The 16283-nt window shown below is 62.2% G+C and carries 13 protein-coding genes, 4 tRNA genes and 1 rRNA gene; 2 read left to right on the top strand and 16 right to left on the bottom strand.

From position 1 onward, the window contains the following. Nucleotides 1-63 precede the first annotated feature (63 nt). The 14 genes from rpoB to EBB56_RS21145 form a co-directional block, all read right to left on the bottom strand. A complete protein-coding gene (gene rpoB, locus EBB56_RS21210; protein WP_108133878.1) occupies nt 64-4143 on the bottom strand; it encodes a DNA-directed RNA polymerase subunit beta in 4080 nt (1359 codons plus the stop codon). Nucleotides 4144-4377: 234 nt separating this feature from the next. Next, nucleotides 4378-4752: a 50S ribosomal protein L7/L12 gene (gene rplL, locus EBB56_RS21205; protein WP_108133877.1), complete on the bottom strand. Its 375-nt coding sequence runs from the start codon at nt 4750-4752 to the stop codon at nt 4378-4380. A gap of 80 nt (nt 4753-4832) precedes the next feature. Next, nucleotides 4833-5336, bottom strand: coding sequence for a 50S ribosomal protein L10 (gene rplJ, locus EBB56_RS21200; RefSeq protein ID WP_045990869.1), 504 nt, complete (start codon nt 5334-5336; stop codon nt 4833-4835). A gap of 253 nt (nt 5337-5589) precedes the next feature. Then, nucleotides 5590-6282: a 50S ribosomal protein L1 gene (gene rplA / locus EBB56_RS21195; protein ID WP_045990870.1), complete on the bottom strand. Its 693-nt coding sequence runs from the start codon at nt 6280-6282 to the stop codon at nt 5590-5592. A 2-nt stretch (nt 6283-6284) separates the two neighbouring features. Beyond that, a complete protein-coding gene (rplK, locus tag EBB56_RS21190; RefSeq protein ID WP_045990871.1) occupies nt 6285-6716 on the bottom strand; it encodes a 50S ribosomal protein L11 in 432 nt (143 codons plus the stop codon). A gap of 141 nt (nt 6717-6857) precedes the next feature. Then, entirely contained in the window at nt 6858-7391 is a 534-nt protein-coding gene (gene nusG / locus EBB56_RS21185) for a transcription termination/antitermination protein NusG (protein ID WP_045990872.1), read from the bottom strand. An 8-nt stretch (nt 7392-7399) separates the two neighbouring features. Continuing rightward, nucleotides 7400-7768 (bottom strand): preprotein translocase subunit SecE, encoded by a 369-nt coding sequence (gene secE, locus EBB56_RS21180; RefSeq protein WP_045990873.1) that lies wholly within the window; start codon nt 7766-7768, stop codon nt 7400-7402. 72 nt (nt 7769-7840) lie between these two features. Continuing rightward, nucleotides 7841-7916 (bottom strand) — tRNA-Trp (locus tag EBB56_RS21175). A 143-nt stretch (nt 7917-8059) separates the two neighbouring features. Further along, nucleotides 8060-8134, bottom strand: a tRNA-Thr gene (locus EBB56_RS21170). A 41-nt stretch (nt 8135-8175) separates the two neighbouring features. Beyond that, nucleotides 8176-8249, bottom strand: a tRNA-Gly gene (locus EBB56_RS21165). A gap of 118 nt (nt 8250-8367) precedes the next feature. Then, nucleotides 8368-8451: transfer RNA gene (locus EBB56_RS21160), tRNA-Tyr, on the bottom strand. 210 nt (nt 8452-8661) lie between these two features. Next, nucleotides 8662-9501, bottom strand: a complete 840-nt coding sequence (locus EBB56_RS21155) for a type III pantothenate kinase (RefSeq protein ID WP_045990874.1) — start codon at nt 9499-9501, stop codon at nt 8662-8664. Then, nucleotides 9498-10550, bottom strand: coding sequence for a biotin--[acetyl-CoA-carboxylase] ligase (locus EBB56_RS21150; protein WP_124805277.1), 1053 nt, complete (start codon nt 10548-10550; stop codon nt 9498-9500). The genes EBB56_RS21155 and EBB56_RS21150 overlap by 4 nt, the downstream gene beginning before the upstream one ends. A 368-nt stretch (nt 10551-10918) precedes the next feature. Continuing rightward, nucleotides 10919-11599 (bottom strand): FadR/GntR family transcriptional regulator, encoded by a 681-nt coding sequence (locus tag EBB56_RS21145; protein WP_124805276.1) that lies wholly within the window; start codon nt 11597-11599, stop codon nt 10919-10921. A 153-nt stretch (nt 11600-11752) separates the two neighbouring features. Between EBB56_RS21145 and EBB56_RS21140 the strand changes: the two genes are divergently transcribed. Then, nucleotides 11753-12892 carry a PLP-dependent aspartate aminotransferase family protein gene (locus tag EBB56_RS21140; RefSeq protein ID WP_124805275.1) on the top strand — a complete coding sequence of 380 codons (1140 nt, stop codon included), beginning with the start codon at nt 11753-11755 and terminating at the stop codon, nt 12890-12892. Between the two features lie 21 nt (nt 12893-12913). Continuing rightward, nucleotides 12914-14407: a Na+/H+ antiporter NhaC gene (nhaC, locus tag EBB56_RS21135; RefSeq protein ID WP_124805274.1), complete on the top strand. Its 1494-nt coding sequence runs from the start codon at nt 12914-12916 to the stop codon at nt 14405-14407. A 145-nt stretch (nt 14408-14552) separates the two neighbouring features. Here nhaC and EBB56_RS21130 read toward each other — a convergent pair whose 3' ends face one another. Both EBB56_RS21130 and rrf read right to left on the bottom strand, forming a co-directional pair. Further along, the gene (locus EBB56_RS21130) at nt 14553-15116 is read right to left on the bottom strand and encodes a type 1 glutamine amidotransferase domain-containing protein (protein ID WP_124805273.1); all 564 of its coding nucleotides are present in this window, start codon (nt 15114-15116) and stop codon (nt 14553-14555) included. Between the two features lie 877 nt (nt 15117-15993). Then, a 5S ribosomal RNA gene (gene rrf / locus EBB56_RS21125) occupies nt 15994-16109 on the bottom strand. Between the last annotated feature and the right edge of the window lie 174 nt (nt 16110-16283).

Genomic DNA, 16283 nt, shown 5'->3' with positions numbered 1-16283 from the left:
TCATGGGCGGGGAGCTATTGCTCCCCGCGGACCGTCATTCATTGAAGCGCCTTTCGGGCCGCCTCAGCTCTCCAGTTCGATATCGATGCCCAGCGAGCGGATTTCCTTCACCAATACGTTGAAGGATTCCGGCATGCCCGCCTGCATGGTGTGATCGCCATCCACGATGCTCTTGTACATCTTGGTACGACCTTCCACGTCATCGGACTTGACCGTGAGCATTTCCTGCAGAGTGTAAGCGGCGCCGTAGGCCTCCAGGGCCCAGACCTCCATCTCACCAAAGCGCTGACCACCGAACTGCGCCTTGCCGCCCAGCGGCTGCTGGGTGACCAGCGAGTAGGAGCCGGTGGAACGCGCGTGCATCTTGTCGTCGACCAGGTGGTTGAGCTTCAGCATGTACATGTAGCCCACCGTTACCGGACGATCGAACGACTCGCCGGTACGCCCGTCGTACAGGGTCATCTGGCCGGAATCCGGCAGATCGGCCAGCTTCAGCAGGTGCTTGATCTCGTGCTCCTTGGCACCGTCGAACACCGGCGTCGCCATCGGCACGCCCTTCTTCAGGTTCTTGGCCAGCGCGATGATCTCGTCATCGGACAGCGACTCGATCTCCTCGACGCGGGTACCCTGGGTGGAGTTGTAGACCTCACCGAGGAACTCGCGCAGCTGAGTGAGCTGCTGCTCGCGGGCGTCACGCAGCATGTGTTCGATCTTCACGCCGAGACCGCGGGCCGCCATGCCCAGGTGCGTCTCGAGGATCTGACCGACGTTCATCCGCGACGGTACACCCAGCGGGTTCAGCACCACGTCGATGGGCTCACCGTTGTCGTCGAACGGCATGTCCTCGATCGGCATGATGGCCGAGATGACACCCTTGTTACCGTGACGGCCGGCCATCTTGTCACCCGGCTGCAGGCGACGCTTGATCGCCAGGTAGACCTTGACGATCTTGAGCACGCCCGGCGCCAGATCGTCGCCCTGGGTGAGCTTGCGCTTCTTGTCTTCGAAACGCTCGTCCATTTCCTTGCGACGGTTCTCGAGCTGCTCGTCGGCCTGAGCCAGCAGTTCATTGAGCTTCTCGTCCTGCATGCGCAGCTTGAACCACTGCTGACGCGGCAGCTCCTCGAGATAGTCCTCGGACAGCACATCATCCTTGGACAGGCGCGGACCACCGTTGACCGGCTGACCGGACAGGGTGCGCTTGAGACGCTCGAAGGTGGCGTCCTCGGCGATGCGGTAGGTCTCTTGCAGGTCCTTGCGCACCTCGTCGAGCTGCATCTGCTCGATGGACAGAGCGCGCGAGTCCTTCTCGACGCCGTCGCGGGTGAACACCTGAACGTCGATGACGGTGCCCTTCATGCCGGTGGGGGCACGCAGGGAGGTGTCCTTCACGTCGGACGCCTTCTCACCGAAGATCGCACGCAGCAGCTTCTCTTCCGGGGTCAGCTGGGTCTCGCCCTTGGGCGTGACCTTGCCGACCAGGATGTCGCCGGCACCGACCTCGGCACCGATGTACACCACACCGGCCTCATCCAGCTTGCCCAGTGCCGATTCACCGACGTTGGGAATATCGGAGGTGATCTCCTCCGGCCCCAGCTTGGTGTCACGAGACACACAGGTCAGTTCCTGGATGTGGATGGTAGTGAAACGGTCTTCCTGGACCACCCGCTCGGACAGCAGGATGGAGTCCTCGAAGTTGTAACCGTTCCACGGCATGAAGGCGATGCGCATGTTCTGGCCAAGCGCCAGGTCACCCATGTCGACGGACGGACCGTCGGCCAGGATGTCACCACGCGCGACGTTGTCGCCGGGGCGAACGATCGGACGCTGGTTCTGGCAGGTGTTCTGGTTCGAACGCAGGTACTTGGTCAGGTTGTAGATGTCGACACCGGCCTCACCGCCGATGATCTCGTCTTCGTTGACCCGCACCACGATGCGCTTGGCGTCGACCGAGTCGATCACGCCGCCACGACGGGCCACGGCACAGACACCGGAGTCACGGGCGACGAAGCGCTCCATGCCGGTACCGACCAGCGGCTTGTCGGCACGCAGGGTCGGCACCGCCTGACGCTGCATGTTGGCACCCATCAGGGCGCGGTTGGCGTCATCGTGCTCGAGGAACGGAATCAGTGCGGCGGCGACGGACACCACCTGACGCGGAGACACGTCCATCAGCGTCACCTGTTCGGGACGCATGAAGGTGGTCTCGCCGCGATGACGCACCTGAACCAGATCGTCGACCAACTTCTTGTCGGCGTTGACGGTGGCCGAGGCCTGGGCGATGACGAAGTCACCTTCCTCGATGGCCGACAGGTGCACCACCTCGTCGGTAACCACGCCATCCACGACCTTACGGTACGGCGTCTCGAGGAAGCCGTAGCTGTTGGTGTGGCTGTAGGTCGCCAGCGAGTTGATCAGGCCGATGTTCGGACCTTCCGGCGTCTCGATCGGGCACAGACGGCCGTAGTGGGTAGCGTGAACGTCACGCACCTCGAAACCGGCGCGCTCACGGGTCAGACCACCCGGGCCGAGAGCGGACACACGACGCTTGTGGGTCACCTCGGACAGCGGGTTGTTCTGGTCCATGAACTGGGACAGCTGAGAGGAGCCGAAGAACTCCTTCACCGCAGCGGCCACCGGCTTGGCATTGATCAGGTCCTGAGGCATCAGGCCTTCGCTCTCGGCCATGGACAGACGTTCCTTGACCGCGCGCTCGACACGCACCAGGCCGACACGGAACTGGTTTTCTGCCATTTCGCCGACGCAGCGGATGCGGCGGTTGCCCAGGTGGTCGATGTCGTCGACATCGCCAAAGCCGTTACGGATGTTGATCAGCTCGCGCAGCACGTCGAGGATGTCAGTACGATCCAGCACACCGGAACCGGTGTCGGAATCACGACGCAGACGACGGTTGAACTTCATCCGGCCGACGCCGGACAGGTCATAGCGGTCTTCGCTGAAGAACAGGTTGTTGAACAGCGTCTCGGCGGCTTCCTTGGTGGGCGGCTCGCCGGGGCGCATCATGCGGTAGATCTCGACCAGCGCCTCGAGCTGGGAACCGGTGGTGTCCAGCTTGAGGGTGTCGGAGACGAAGGGACCGCAGTCCAGATCGTTGGTGTAGAGCGTCTCGATGGTGGTGATGCCGGCCTGACCGAGGGCCTCGAGCAGCTCCGGGGTGATCTCGGAGTTGCAGGGGCAGATCAGCTCGCCGGTGGCGGGGTTGATCTGATCCTTGGCCAGGGTCTTGCCGAACAGGTAGTCCATCGGCACTTCCAGACGCTCGAGACCCGCCTTCTCCAGCTGGCGGATATGCTTCTGGGTGACACGACGACCCTCTTCGACGATGACCTCACCGTCGGCGCCCTTGATGTCAAAGGTCGCGGTCTCGCCACGCAGGCGAGACGGCACCAGCTCCACCGAGAAGCCGGACTTCTCGATATGGAAGGTGCTGGTGTCGAAGAACTCGTCGAGGATCTCCTCGGCGCTCATGCCCAGCGCGCGCAGCAGCACGGACGCCGGCAGTTTGCGACGACGGTCGATACGCACGAAGACGTTGTCCTTCGGGTCGAACTCGAAGTCCAGCCAGGAGCCGCGGTAAGGAATCACGCGAGCGGAGTACAGAAGCTTACCGGAGCTGTGGCTCTTGCCCTTGTCGTGATCGAAGAACACGCCGGGACTACGGTGAAGCTGAGACACGATGACGCGCTCGGTACCGTTCACCACGAAGGTACCGTTCTCGGTCATCAGGGGGATCTCCCCCATGTAGACTTCCTGCTCCTTGATGTCCTTGATGGCCTTGTTCGACGACTCCTTGTCGTAGATGATCAGGCGAACCTTGACACGCAGAGGAGCGGAGTAGGTGACGCCGCGCAGCTGGCATTCCTTGACGTCGAAGGCCGGAGTGCCGAAACGATAGCTGACGTACTCGAGCGCAGCGTTGCCGGAGAAGCTCTCGATCGGGAACACGGACCTGAAGGCGGCGTGCAGGCCGACTTCCATGCGCTCTTCGGGAGAGCGGTCCTGCTGGAGAAAGTCGTAGTAGGAATCAAGCTGGATGGCCAGCAGGTAAGGCACATCCATCACTTGGGGCAGTTTGCCGAAATCCTTGCGGATGCGTTTTTTCTCAGTGTATGAGTAAGCCATCTGTATTCCCCAGCTTGTTCACCATGGGTGACCGATGCGTGTCGGCGCCACCCGACGGACGGTCTCCGTCAGGCGCTGACGGCAAGTCCTCGGATGAGTGACTCGCCGTCGGAATTCTGCAAGCTACAGGCCCTTGGGGGCAGGCAGCTAGTGACAACAGAAAAAGGCCGGTAGCGGGCGTCCCGCCACCAGCCGTGGAAGCTTACGCAGCGCGTAAAGCCATGGGCACAAGGATTACTTGAGCTCCACGGACGCGCCGGCTTCTTCCAGCTTCTTCTTGGCTTCTTCCGCGTCGTCCTTGCTCATCGCTTCCTTGATGGTCGCCGGCGCGCCGTCGACGGCACCCTTGGCTTCCTTCAGGCCGAGACCAGTGATCTCGCGGACGGCCTTGATGACGTTGACCTTCTTGTCGCCAGCGGAGGTCAGCACCAGGTCGAACTCGGTCTGCTCTTCGGCAGCGGCGGCTTCGCCACCAGCGCCCGGGCCAGCCACGACAGCAGCAGCGGCGCTAACGCCGAACTTCTCTTCCATGGCTTCGATCAGCTCGACGACTTCCATGACGGACATGTCGGAGACGGCGTTGATGATATCTTCTTTGGTCAGTGCCATTGTCTAGATTCCTAACTTTGCGGGCGTCTCGGTCACCCGAGAACGCGAAATGGATCGTGGTCGGTCGACAGGACGACGCCTTAAGCGGCTTCTTCCTGCTTCTGGTCGCGCAGCGCAGCGAGAGTACGAACCAGCTTGCCGGCAGAAGCTTCCTTCATGACGGACATCAGCTTGGCGATCGCCTCATCGTAGGTCGGCAGGGTCGCCAGACGGTCGATATCGCTTGCCGGGATCAGCTCACCTTCATAGGCCAGCGCCTTGACTTCGAAGTTCTTCTCATCCTTGGCGAACTCCTTGAACAGACGAGCGGCAGCGCCCGGATGTTCGTTGGAGAAGGCCAGCAGAGTCGGACCAACGAAGGTCTCTGACAGGCACTCCCAGGGAGTACCGGTCAGGGCGCGGCGTGCCAGGGTGTTGCGCACAACACGCACCTGGACGCCATTCTCGCGAGCCTGCTTGCGCAGTTCGGTCATCTTGTGGACCGCGACGCCGCGAGAGTCGGCAACTACGACGGAGAGTGCATCCTTGGCGACTTCACTGACCTCGGCAACAATTGCCTTCTTGCCTTCGAGTGCTAGTGCCACTGTGATCACTCCTTCGTGCCGGAACCCGAGGGCTCCGATGGTTACCATCTCCCCTTCCGTAGAAGAGGGGCTTCAATGATGGTGCTCACCAGATGCCTGGCGGCAACACCATCTGCGCAGGTGCCCGGGGGCGATTAAGCCGCCGGCAGACCCGAAGGTCAGGCGGCGGCGCCTGCGGTCTTTGACGGTGCCCCGCCGGCCGGGTGAATCACCCGGCACGGGGACCGCAAAGTGTCTTGCCTGTTGTGTCGCATCACACCAGCGCGGAGTGATCGACGGTCAGACCCGGGCCCATGGTGGTGGACAGGGTCATCTTCTTGAAGTACACGCCCTTGGAAGTGCTCGGCTTGAGCTTCTTCAGGTCGGCGAGCAGCGCATCCAGGTTGCCCTTGATGGCGTCGGCTTCGAAATCGACCTTGCCCAGGGTGGTGTGGATGATGCCGTTCTTGTCGGTACGGAAACGCACCTGACCGGCCTTGGCGTTCTTGACGGCGGTAGCGACGTCGGGGGTCACGGTGCCGACCTTGGGGTTCGGCATCAGGCCACGCGGACCCAGGATCTGACCCAGCTGGCCGACGACACGCATGGCGTCCGGCGAAGCGATGACCACGTCGAAGTCGAGCTGGCCTTTCTTGACCTGCTCGGCCAGGTCGTCCATACCGACGATGTCGGCACCGGCTTCCTTGGCGGCTTCTTCGTTGGCACCCTGGGTAAAGACGGCAACGCGCACGTCCTTGCCGGTACCGTTGGGCATCACGGTCGCACCGCGCACCACCTGGTCGGATTTACGCGGATCGACGCCCAGATTGATGGCGACGTCCAGCGACTCCTTGAACTTGACGGTGGACAGCTCGGAGAGCAGGGCCACGGCCTCGTCGATGGAGTAGACCTTGGTGGCGTCAACCTTGTCGCGAATCTGCTTTGCGCGCTTGGTAAGCTTTGCCATGATCAGAGACCCTCCACGTTGAGGCCCATGCTGCGGGCGCTACCGGCAATGGTACGCACCGCGGCGTCGAGATCGGCAGCCGTCATGTCCGGCTCCTTGGTCTTGGCGATCTCTTCGAGCTGCTCGCGGGTCACGGTACCGACCTTCTTCTTGTTCGGCTCACCAGAGCCGGACTTGATGCCAGCGGCCTTCTTCAGCAGCACCGCGGCGGGCGGTGTCTTGGTGACGAAGGTGAAGCTGCGGTCGGAGTAGACGGTGATGACCACGGGAGTCGGGAGACCCGGCTCGATGTTCTGCGTCTCGGCGTTGAACGCCTTGCAGAATTCCATGATGTTGACACCGTGCTGACCCAGCGCGGGACCCACGGGGGGACTCGGGTTGGCCTTACCAGCTGCAACCTGCAGCTTGATGTAAGCCTGTACTTTCTTGGCCATGATGGACTCCAGTTGGGTAGTAGCGCCTTGCGGCTCCCCGGACAAAACGGCCGCCCCTCGAGGCGACCCCTACGCACTGAAAACTTTCAGCACATGACGGCGGGCCTGCCTGAGCAGACCCACCGTAAAAAACTTGTCGACCTACTCCTTCTCGACCTGGGAAAACTCCAGCTCGACGGGAGTGGCGCGCCCGAAGATCAGCACACTGACCTGCAGACGACTCTTGTCGTAGTTGACCTCTTCGACCACGCCGTTGAAATCGGCGAAGGGGCCATCGATGACGCGCACCGACTGACCGGGCTCGAACATGGTCTTGGGACGCGGCTTTTCGGCCCCATCCCTGACGCGACTGAGAATGGCGTCGGCCTCGCGCTGGGTGATCGCCGCCGGCTTCTCCTTGGTCCCGCCGATAAAGCCCATGACACGGGGCGTCTCGTTGACCAGGTGCCAGGTCTCGTCGACCATTTCCATCTCGACCAGCACATAGCCGGGATAGAACTTGCGCTCACTCTTGCGGCGCTTGCCGTCACGCATCTCGACGACTTCTTCGGTCGGCACCAGAATCTCACCAAAGAGATCTTCCATGCCGTGCATCTTCACACGCTCGATCAGCGAGCGCATGACGTGCTTCTCGAAGCCGGAGTAGGCGTGGACGACGTACCAACGCTTGGACATGAAGACTCCTAACCGATGACGCCGGACATCGCCCAGCTGAGCAGCGTGTCGATCAACCAGAGCAGCAGCCCGACCACCAGCACAGCCACCAGCACGATGGCGGTGGTCTGGATGGTCTCGGGGCGCGTCGGCCAGACGACACGTTGAATTTCCTTCCTGGCGCTCTGCGCCAGCTCCACCAATTCACGCCCCTTGGTGGTGGTCAATGCGACCAGGGCAGCAACGACAGACAGGGCAACAACGCCCAGAACACGATACAGAAGCGGCTGGTCGGCAAAGTAGGTGTTGCCAACGACGGCCAGCACCAGAAGAACGACGACAACCGCCCACTTGAGCCCGTCGTGGCGCGACTCCTGCACCTCGGCGTTATGCTTCATGAAAACGAGACTCCTCAGGGCGCGGCAATCGAAACACGAAAGTATATAAAAAACTGCCAGCCTGGGGAAGACTGGCAGGCCAGGAGGGAATCGAACCCCCAACCTGCGGTTTTGGAGACCGCTGCTCTGCCAATTGAGCTACTGGCCTGTACTCGATGCAAACCACCCTTTGCGGGCAGCCTCTGCAACAGCGGGCGCCATGATAGCGAAACGGATCTCGCCTGGCAACCCCCTCCGCCCTGCAGACGCGGCGGAGAAAGAAAAAGCGAGCCTAGGCTCGCTTTTCTTAGATGGAGCTCATGGACGGATTTGAACCGTCGACCTCACCCTTACCAAGGGTGTGCTCTACCCCTGAGCTACATGAGCGCACTCTTCGGCAATCCAACTACTTCACATTGCCTAAACTCTGGAGCGGGCAGCGGGGATCGAACCCGCATCATCAGCTTGGAAGGCTGAGGTTCTACCATTGAACTATGCCCGCAAAATCGGTACTAAACCTTCTTTGCTGAAGCAAAGCCCACCGAACCCAAACCAGCCTGACAGCGTCCGACCGCCTGCTCCATATCAACCAGAAACCACAACTCTGGTCGATCAAAATCTGGTGGAGGGGGAAGGATTCGAACCTTCGAAGCTTTCGCGGCAGATTTACAGTCTGCTCCCTTTGGCCACTCGGGAACCCCTCCAACTGGCGACGTATTTTATCGCCCTGCCCCGAGAAGTCAAGTGGTTGTTTTGAAAGAATCAAGCTGTACGCAAAATTCTTACAACCTGTCTCGACGGCAGCCTGCAACCCGCGGGTCGCTGTACCTCGGAACGCGGCGCATTGTGTCAAAGCAGAATGGATAACGCAAGGCTTCCATAGGCTTTTTTTACGGCGCACCGGAAAACCACGGTCACAGCAGCATCGAAAACGCCAGGCCCGCACGGATCTTTTCCAGCGCTACCGGAGCCGGTGGCACCGGCGCCCCCGCCATCTTGCCGGCACGTTCTGCTGCCGTCAGAGGGAAACACGCTTCAAGACCGGCGTAGACCATGTCCGGCCAGATCGCGTGGGGTACGCGAATACCACGAGACACCACCCTGGCATCGCCGCCGGTGACCAGCATGGGTAGCGCCACCCCTTCACGATCACAGACCTCGCTGTAGATCCGATTGACCGCGCTGACAGCGGCCATGTAGATACCGTGATTGACCGCCTCTACCGTGCGCCGCCCAGGAGCGAGCAGCTCATCTGCCTCGCTGTCCGGGTCGATGGCCACGTTGCGGGTGCCCAGCTTCAGGCTTTCTTTCATCAGACGCAGCCCCGGCAGGATGTACCCCCCGAGATGACGCCCGCCTGGCAGCACGAAGTCGATGGTGATGGCACTGCCACAGTCCACCGTGCAGCTGGCACCGGCGAGCTGATAGCCCGCCAGCACCCCCATCCAGCGATCCACGCCCAGTCGACCCGGCTCGTGATAGCCGTTGGTGACGCCCAGCGCTTCGTGGCAGGAGCGCGCCACGTGCACCGAACGCACCCGGTCCTTGAGCAGCGACTCGGTCTGCGCCAGCACCGAACGCCTCGCTACACTGGAAATGCGCACCGTCTCGACCACGTCGAGGTCGGGAATGTCCGACCCGGGCTTCCACTCCTCCCGGGTCCACACCGCGCCCCTGGAGCGAATCTCGCTGCTGTCAGCGTCCTTCAGGCGCCACTTGGACAGGGTATTGCCGATATCCAGATCAAGAATCATGGGCGAGCCCGCACGCTGATCTCTCCTCCCACCAGGCGCTCTTGCCGCTCTCCGTCAATGCCCTTGCGCACCCAGAGATTGCCACTGCCATCCACGTCTCCTGCCTGGGCCAGCTCGCGCTGCCCCCCTCGAATGATTTCGATGTCCCAACCGGCAAAGGCGTGACGTGCGTTCCAGGCGTCGCGCCAGGCATCGAACCCCTGCTCCTCGAAACCTGCCAGCATGCCCAGCAGACCGTCCAGCAATTCGGCCGCCAGCACGTTACGGGATAGTCCCGGAGCCTGATCATGCACACAAGCGACCGGCTGATCGATCTTCGCCCGGAAGCTCTCCGGCAGATCCACGTTGATGCCCATGCCGAGCACCACCTCGCAGGGGCCGGCGGCGTCACCGCTCATCTCGACCAGAATACCGGCCAGCTTGCCAAAGCCCTGCTGACCCGCCCCCTGCCCGGTCGCTCCCTGCTCATCCAATCCTTGCTGAGCCGATCCTTGCGGACCCAAGGGCAACAGCACGTCGTTGGGCCACTTCAGCCCGGGCTTGAGCCCATGGCGTTCCAGTACCTGGGCCAGCACCACGCCGATGGCCAGGCTGAGGCCTTCCAGGGCAGCGACACCCGAATCGAAGCGCCAGCCCACGGAGCACATCAGCGTGCGCCCCCAGGGGGTCGTCCAGGTGCGCCCGCGCCGCCCACGGCCGGCGCTCTGCTGTTCGACCAGGCAGGCCTCAGCGTGCCCTGCTCCCTGACGAAAACGCTCGCGCAGGAACTCGTTGCTCGAGGGCAGGGTGTCTTCCACGAAGAGGCGCGAGAGGTGCCGACGCGACTCGCGTGACAGCGCGGCCACCACCGAGGGCCCATCGAGCAGCTCAAGGGGTTCGGCTAGCCGATACCCCTGCCCCTTGACCGCCTCCATGGGGATGCCGAGATCCTCAAGCTTGCGCAGCTGCTTCCACACCGCCGCCCGCGACACGCCCAGCTTTTCCCCCAGCTGCTGGCCGGAGTGGAACTCGCCGTCACTCAACAGCCGAATCAGCTCACCAATGGTCATCCCTCGCCCCTTCCACGGGAAAAGGGCATAGTCTATCGAATGTCGCCTGTCGCCGGAAATCCACGCGTCTGCAACACTCCTGTGGGTGTGCCTCTGAGCAACTCCTCCAGGTGTTACGAGCACCGACGGGCGGTGGCGAGCAAAAGGAAAATGGCACCATGCAAGCGTCCGCCACTCTGCTCGATTGTAGCCACGCGGACAATGCCCGAGCCTGGACTCGAAAGTCCTCCACAACGCCAATGCCAGCCGCCTACTGACTGGCCACTGCGTCGCTGCTTGCTGCATCGAAGCAGCAATATCTGATGGGCGAAGCCCGCCCTGTACGCTATTGCTGCAGGCGCAACGAACCAGCCACCAGGCCGGCGTCTTCACGACACCATGGCTTCGATGCTCTTGCGCGTGGCACCGACCAGGTTGTCGAAGGCGGCCAGAGCGGCCTGCTCATCACGCCGCCGCATGGCCTCGAGCAGGTCTTCGTGGTGGGCAAAACTTGCGTCAAAGACTTCATGACGATCGTCCGGCGAGTCCCAGGACAGGTACAGCTCGTCGTGCATCATCTGGATCAGCCCGACCAGCACGCGATTGCCGCAGGCCTGATAGATCGCAAGGTGAAAGGCCGCGTCGGCCTCGCTGACCGCGAGGAAATCCTCCCTCGCCCGAGCACGTCGATAGTCATCCAGGTGGCCGGCCATGGCCTCGAAGGCGGTCTCTTCGGCGTGCCGCACGGCTAACAGAATGGCCTGGGCCTCCAGCGCCTGGCGAACCTCGAGCATCTCCAGCAGATGCGCCCTGGCGTCGTGGATGCCAAGACTGGCCAGCAGTTGAAAGGTCCGCTGTTCGCTGACGAAGATCCCCTTGCCGTTGACCACCTCGATGATGCCCTCGGCCTGGAGCTTCTTGAGGCCCTCCCGGAGGGTAGATCGACCTACCTCCAGGCGCTCCATCCACTCCCCCACCGAAGGTAGGCGCGCCCCCGGCGCCAGCTGCTCTTTGGCGATATAGGCGCTGATCTCTCCGGCGACGGTGTCCGATAAGTAGAGTCGTTTCATGACGTTGGCATCCAGGCAGGAAAGGCGTCCAGGGGACTGATCGACGGTAACGGCAAACCTCTTCTGGATCAATTGTGGGGCCAGCAGGGCCGTGCTAGCTTAGCTATCAGACAGGCTGATAGCTCAATCCACCCTGCTTGCGGAGACCGCACCGTGGACCCACAGGATCGCCATATCTGTAGTCACGCCTTCGAACAGCGCCAGGATCATCACGGCGCCGTGGCACCTCCCGTCTACCAGACCAGCATCTTCACCTTCCCGGACCTCGAAAGCTTCAGCCGCGCACAGCTGGCCGAACGCGAACGCTTCATCTATAGCCGAGGGCTCAATCCCACCGTCAAGTTGCTGGAGGACAAGCTGGCGGCGCTGGAACGTGGCCAGGCCTGCAAGGCCTTTGCCTCCGGCATGGGCGCCATCTCCGCCACGCTATTCTCGCTGCTGAAGCACGGCGACCACGTCCTGCGCATCAACCAGACCTACGGGCCGAGCGTCGAGTTGCTCGACCATATGGCCCGCTACGGCGTCAGCCACGACGGTATCGCCGGTGACCAGCAACTGACCGACCACCTGCGGCCCGAGACCCGCCTGATCTACATCGAGAGTCCGTCGTCACTGCGCATGGAGCTGGCAGACCTCGAGGCTATCTCCGCCATCGCCCGGAAACGCGGCATCCTCACGCTGATCGACAACACCTGGGCCACCCCGCTGTTCCAGAAGCCGCTTACCCACGGCATCGATATGGTGGTGCACTCGCTGTCGAAGTACATCGGCGGGCACAGCGACGTGGTCGGCGGCGCAGTCATCGCCGACGCCAAGCTGATCGACAGGCTCTTCACCAACGGTCACCAGTTGCTGGGCGCCGCTCTGTCGCCCCACAGCGCCTCGCTGATCCTGCGCGGTCTACGCACCCTGCCGGTGCGCATGGCCGAGCATCAGCGCAACGCCTTGGCGGTCGCCCGTTTTCTCGCTGACCACCCGCAGGTCGCAGCGGTGCATCACCCGAGCCTCGCCAAAGGCGCCGCCGCCGACTGGGCCGCCCGACAGCTGCACGGCCATTCGGGCCTGCTCAGCCTTGCGCTTCACCACCCCAGCTACTCGCGCATCGCGAACTTCATCGACGCCCTCGAACTGATGCGTATCGGCGTCAGCTGGGGCGGCTACGAAAGTCTCGCGCTGTCTCCCATGCGCCCCGACGGCAGCGGCCAGCCGCTGATTCGCCTGGCCATCGGGCTTGAACACATCGACGACATCATCGACGACCTCGAGCGGGGGTTCGCCGCGCTCGACCGCTGATCACCACGAGGAGGACATCCCATGCCAGCCATACAACGACAACCTGGACTTGTTCCATCCCTGATCCTGCTGACCGCCATCGCCTTCGCCATCGTCTACGGCATCGTGGTGGCGGGCCTACCCACCGAACTGGTGCTGATCACCCTGGGCGCCGCCGCCACCCTGTTCAGTCTGCTGCACGGCGGGACCTGGGAAGGCGTCATGGACATCATGGGCAACAAGGTACGCACCGCCCTGTCCGCGCTACTGGTGCTCTACAGCATCGGTATCATCATCGGCACCTGGATGATCTCGGGCACCATTCCCTACTTCATCTACCATGGCCTGGAGCTGATCGATCCCCGCTACCTGTACGTCATGGCGTTCTTTGGCACCGCCATCGTCTCCACCTTCACCGGCACCTCCTGGGGCTCCGCCGGGACCCTGGGGGTGGCCATCATGGGCATCGCCGCGGCCATGGACATCAACCTGGCGATCACCGCCGGCGCGGTGCTCTCGGGCGCCTACTTCGGCGACAAGCTGTCGCCGCTGTCGGACACCACCATCATGGCTTCCATGGTGGTAGGCGAAGACCTGTACCGACACATCCGCCACCTGATGTACACCTCGCTGCCCGCCAGCGTGGTGGCCGCTGTGGTCTACCTGATACTCGGCCTCAACATGGACCTGGCAGAGGGCACCCCGGAGGCCATCGCCGCCAGCGCCGAGACCATCGGCGGGCTCTATCAGCTGAACCTCCTGTTGCTGCTGCCGGTGGCCATCGTGCTGTTCGGCTCGGTGCGCAAGAAGCCGACCCTGGTGGTACTGTTCCTGGCCTCGGCCTGCGCCGCCCTGCTGGCGATACTGCTCCAGGGTGCCAGCCCCGAGGCGGTGGCCAAGGCCGCAGTCTCGGGCTTCAACGTCAGCCTGCTGGCCGGCTTCAACCCGGGCCTGGACGTCGCCACCCTGCCCCCGGCACTGGTCAGCCTGCTGAACCGTGGCGGGCTCTACAGCATGCACGGAGCAGTGCTGTTCGCGCTGTGCGCCTTCTTCTTTGCCTCGGCGCTGGAGGCAGCCGGCATCCTCAAGGTCGTGCTCGATCGCAGCCTGGCCTACGTGCGCTCCGCCCGCGGCACCATCCTGGCCTCGCTGGCGGCCAGCAGCACCATCATCCTGGCCACCGGCAACAGCTACGTAACCTTCTTTTTGACCCGTGAGCTGTTCGCCGAGCAATATCGCAAGCGAGGGCTGCACCAGCTCAATCTGTCGCGCAGCATGGAAGACGGCGGCATGATTCCCGAGCCGCTCGCCCCCTGGACCGTCTCCGCCGTCTACATGGCAGGCACCCTGGGTGTCGCCACCCTGGACTACGCTCCATGGGCGCTGTTCAACTACCTGGGTATCGTCTTCTCGATCCTGCTGTCCATGATCGGCCCCTGGACCGGCTGGTTCGGCGTAAAGCGCATCGAGCCCACTGGCGAGGAACAGACCGATTCGGTCACTCCATCAATGAACGCTTCTTCCACCGTCAAATAGGCCCGTCGAACCAGCCCTTCTAACTAGCCCGTCGAACTGGCTCGGCTACATCACCAGCCAACACCACCTCAACACGCAACAGGCCCCCGGCGACTTGGTCGCCGGGGGCCTGTTGCGTTCCGCCAGGTTGCTGTATCGAACAGCGTCAGGCGTGCTGCTTCTCGTGACGCCCTTCGTGGATTTCCTCGACCAGCTTGTGGCAGAAGATATCCAGATCATCGGGCTTACGGCTGGTCACCAGGCCGTTATCCACCACTACCTGCTCGTCGACCCAGTCGGCGCCTGCATTGCGCAGATCCTGTTCGACACTCGGGTAGGAGGTCAGCCTGCGACCTTCGACCACCCCGGCGTTGATCAGGATCCAGGGGGCGTGGCAGATCGCTGCCACCGGCTTGTGAGCCTGGAAGAAAGCCTTGACGAAGCTCAAGGCCTTCTCGTCCTGGCGCAGGGCGTCAGGGTTGAACAGACCGCCAGGCAACACCAAGGCGTGATAGTCATGTTCGCTGACATCATCCAGGGCCACGTCGACGTCGTAGGTGTCACCCCAGTCATTTTCTGCCCAGGCCTTGATGCCCTTGGCCTCCGGGGAGACCACGTGCACCACGATGCCCTGCTGCTGAAGCTTCGCCTTGGGTACCGCCAGCTCCGACTCCTCGAAACCGTGAGTGGCGAGAATCGCGACACGTTTGCCTTCCACTTGCTGCGTCATGACATCCTCCATGGATCGATAAATTAGACAATCGACTCTATCTGTCACGTGCTTGTACAAGATGGAGGTCCTGCCGCCGTGCTTCAACCCGCGTATCGCACAAGCCTAAATCAAGTTTGTCGGTCGCCACTCTCCCCTTCTGGCGGAAGATTCCGGTGATAGCGATGGCTTAGCTGCTCGATGACCAGACTTTACAAAACGAAGGCCCAACTCCTCCTGGAATTGGGCCTTCTTTTGAATCGATACCTGACGATGACACTTAGACAGTAAGGTCGCTCGCATGGGGGTGAGTCACCCCAGCGCTCTTTACAAGGGCTGCGGCAACGCCACAAGGGGAGACGAACGACGCGAGCCCGCCCTTTAGAAGAGCCAGGCCGGACCGCGCCGAGGGGGTTATCGGCGCGGCCCCACAAATAAAGAGCGGGGCTGAACTTGTAGAGAGCCATGCATGCGTTCTTTACAAAAAGAAGACCCGACTATCTCTCGATAATCGGGCCTACTTCTGAATAAATGCCTGACGTTGGGGTGGACCCTCCGCTCGCTCGTCCAGGCCGCCGCTCTGCCCCTGAAGACTGCCGGATGACGCCACCAAGGTAACAATGTTTCTACTCGTCTCATCCCTGAGACTCGCCCTTCGTTCCTCAAGGCCCGCCTGCGGCGGTTCTCCTCTGTTCCCGACAGGGTAGTCGCATGGGGGTGAGTCACCCCGAGCTTTTGCGGCAACGCCGCAAGGGGGGACGAACGACGCGAGCTTGCGAGCGGCCGGACCGCGCCGAGGGGGTTATCGGCGCGGCCCCACATATAAAAAGCGGGGTCTGCCCCATGCATGCGAAAAAGCCCGATTATCTCTCGATAACCGGGCTTCTTCTGAATAAATGCCTGACGATGACCTACTCTCGCATGGGGAAACCCCACACTACCATCGGCGCTGAGCGGTTTCACTTCTGAGTTCGGCAAGGGATCAGGTGGTTCCCACTCGCTATGGTCGTCAGGCGGAAAAAGGCAATGTACATCACTACTGACAAAGTCCTGCTCGATACGTCCCACGTATCCGTCAATTGATTCGAGACATCATCGACCAAAACCCTTTGGGTGTTATATGGTCAAGCCTCACGGACCATTAGTACCGGTTAGCTCAACGCCTTGCAGCGCTTCCACACCCGGCCT

Source organism: Halomonas sp. YLB-10 (assembly GCF_003856855.1).
GTDB classification, from domain to species: Bacteria; Pseudomonadota; Gammaproteobacteria; order Pseudomonadales; family Halomonadaceae; genus Halomonas; species Halomonas litopenaei.
Note: the sequence above shows the minus strand (reverse complement) of the source record. Positions and strands in the feature narration are given on the sequence as shown.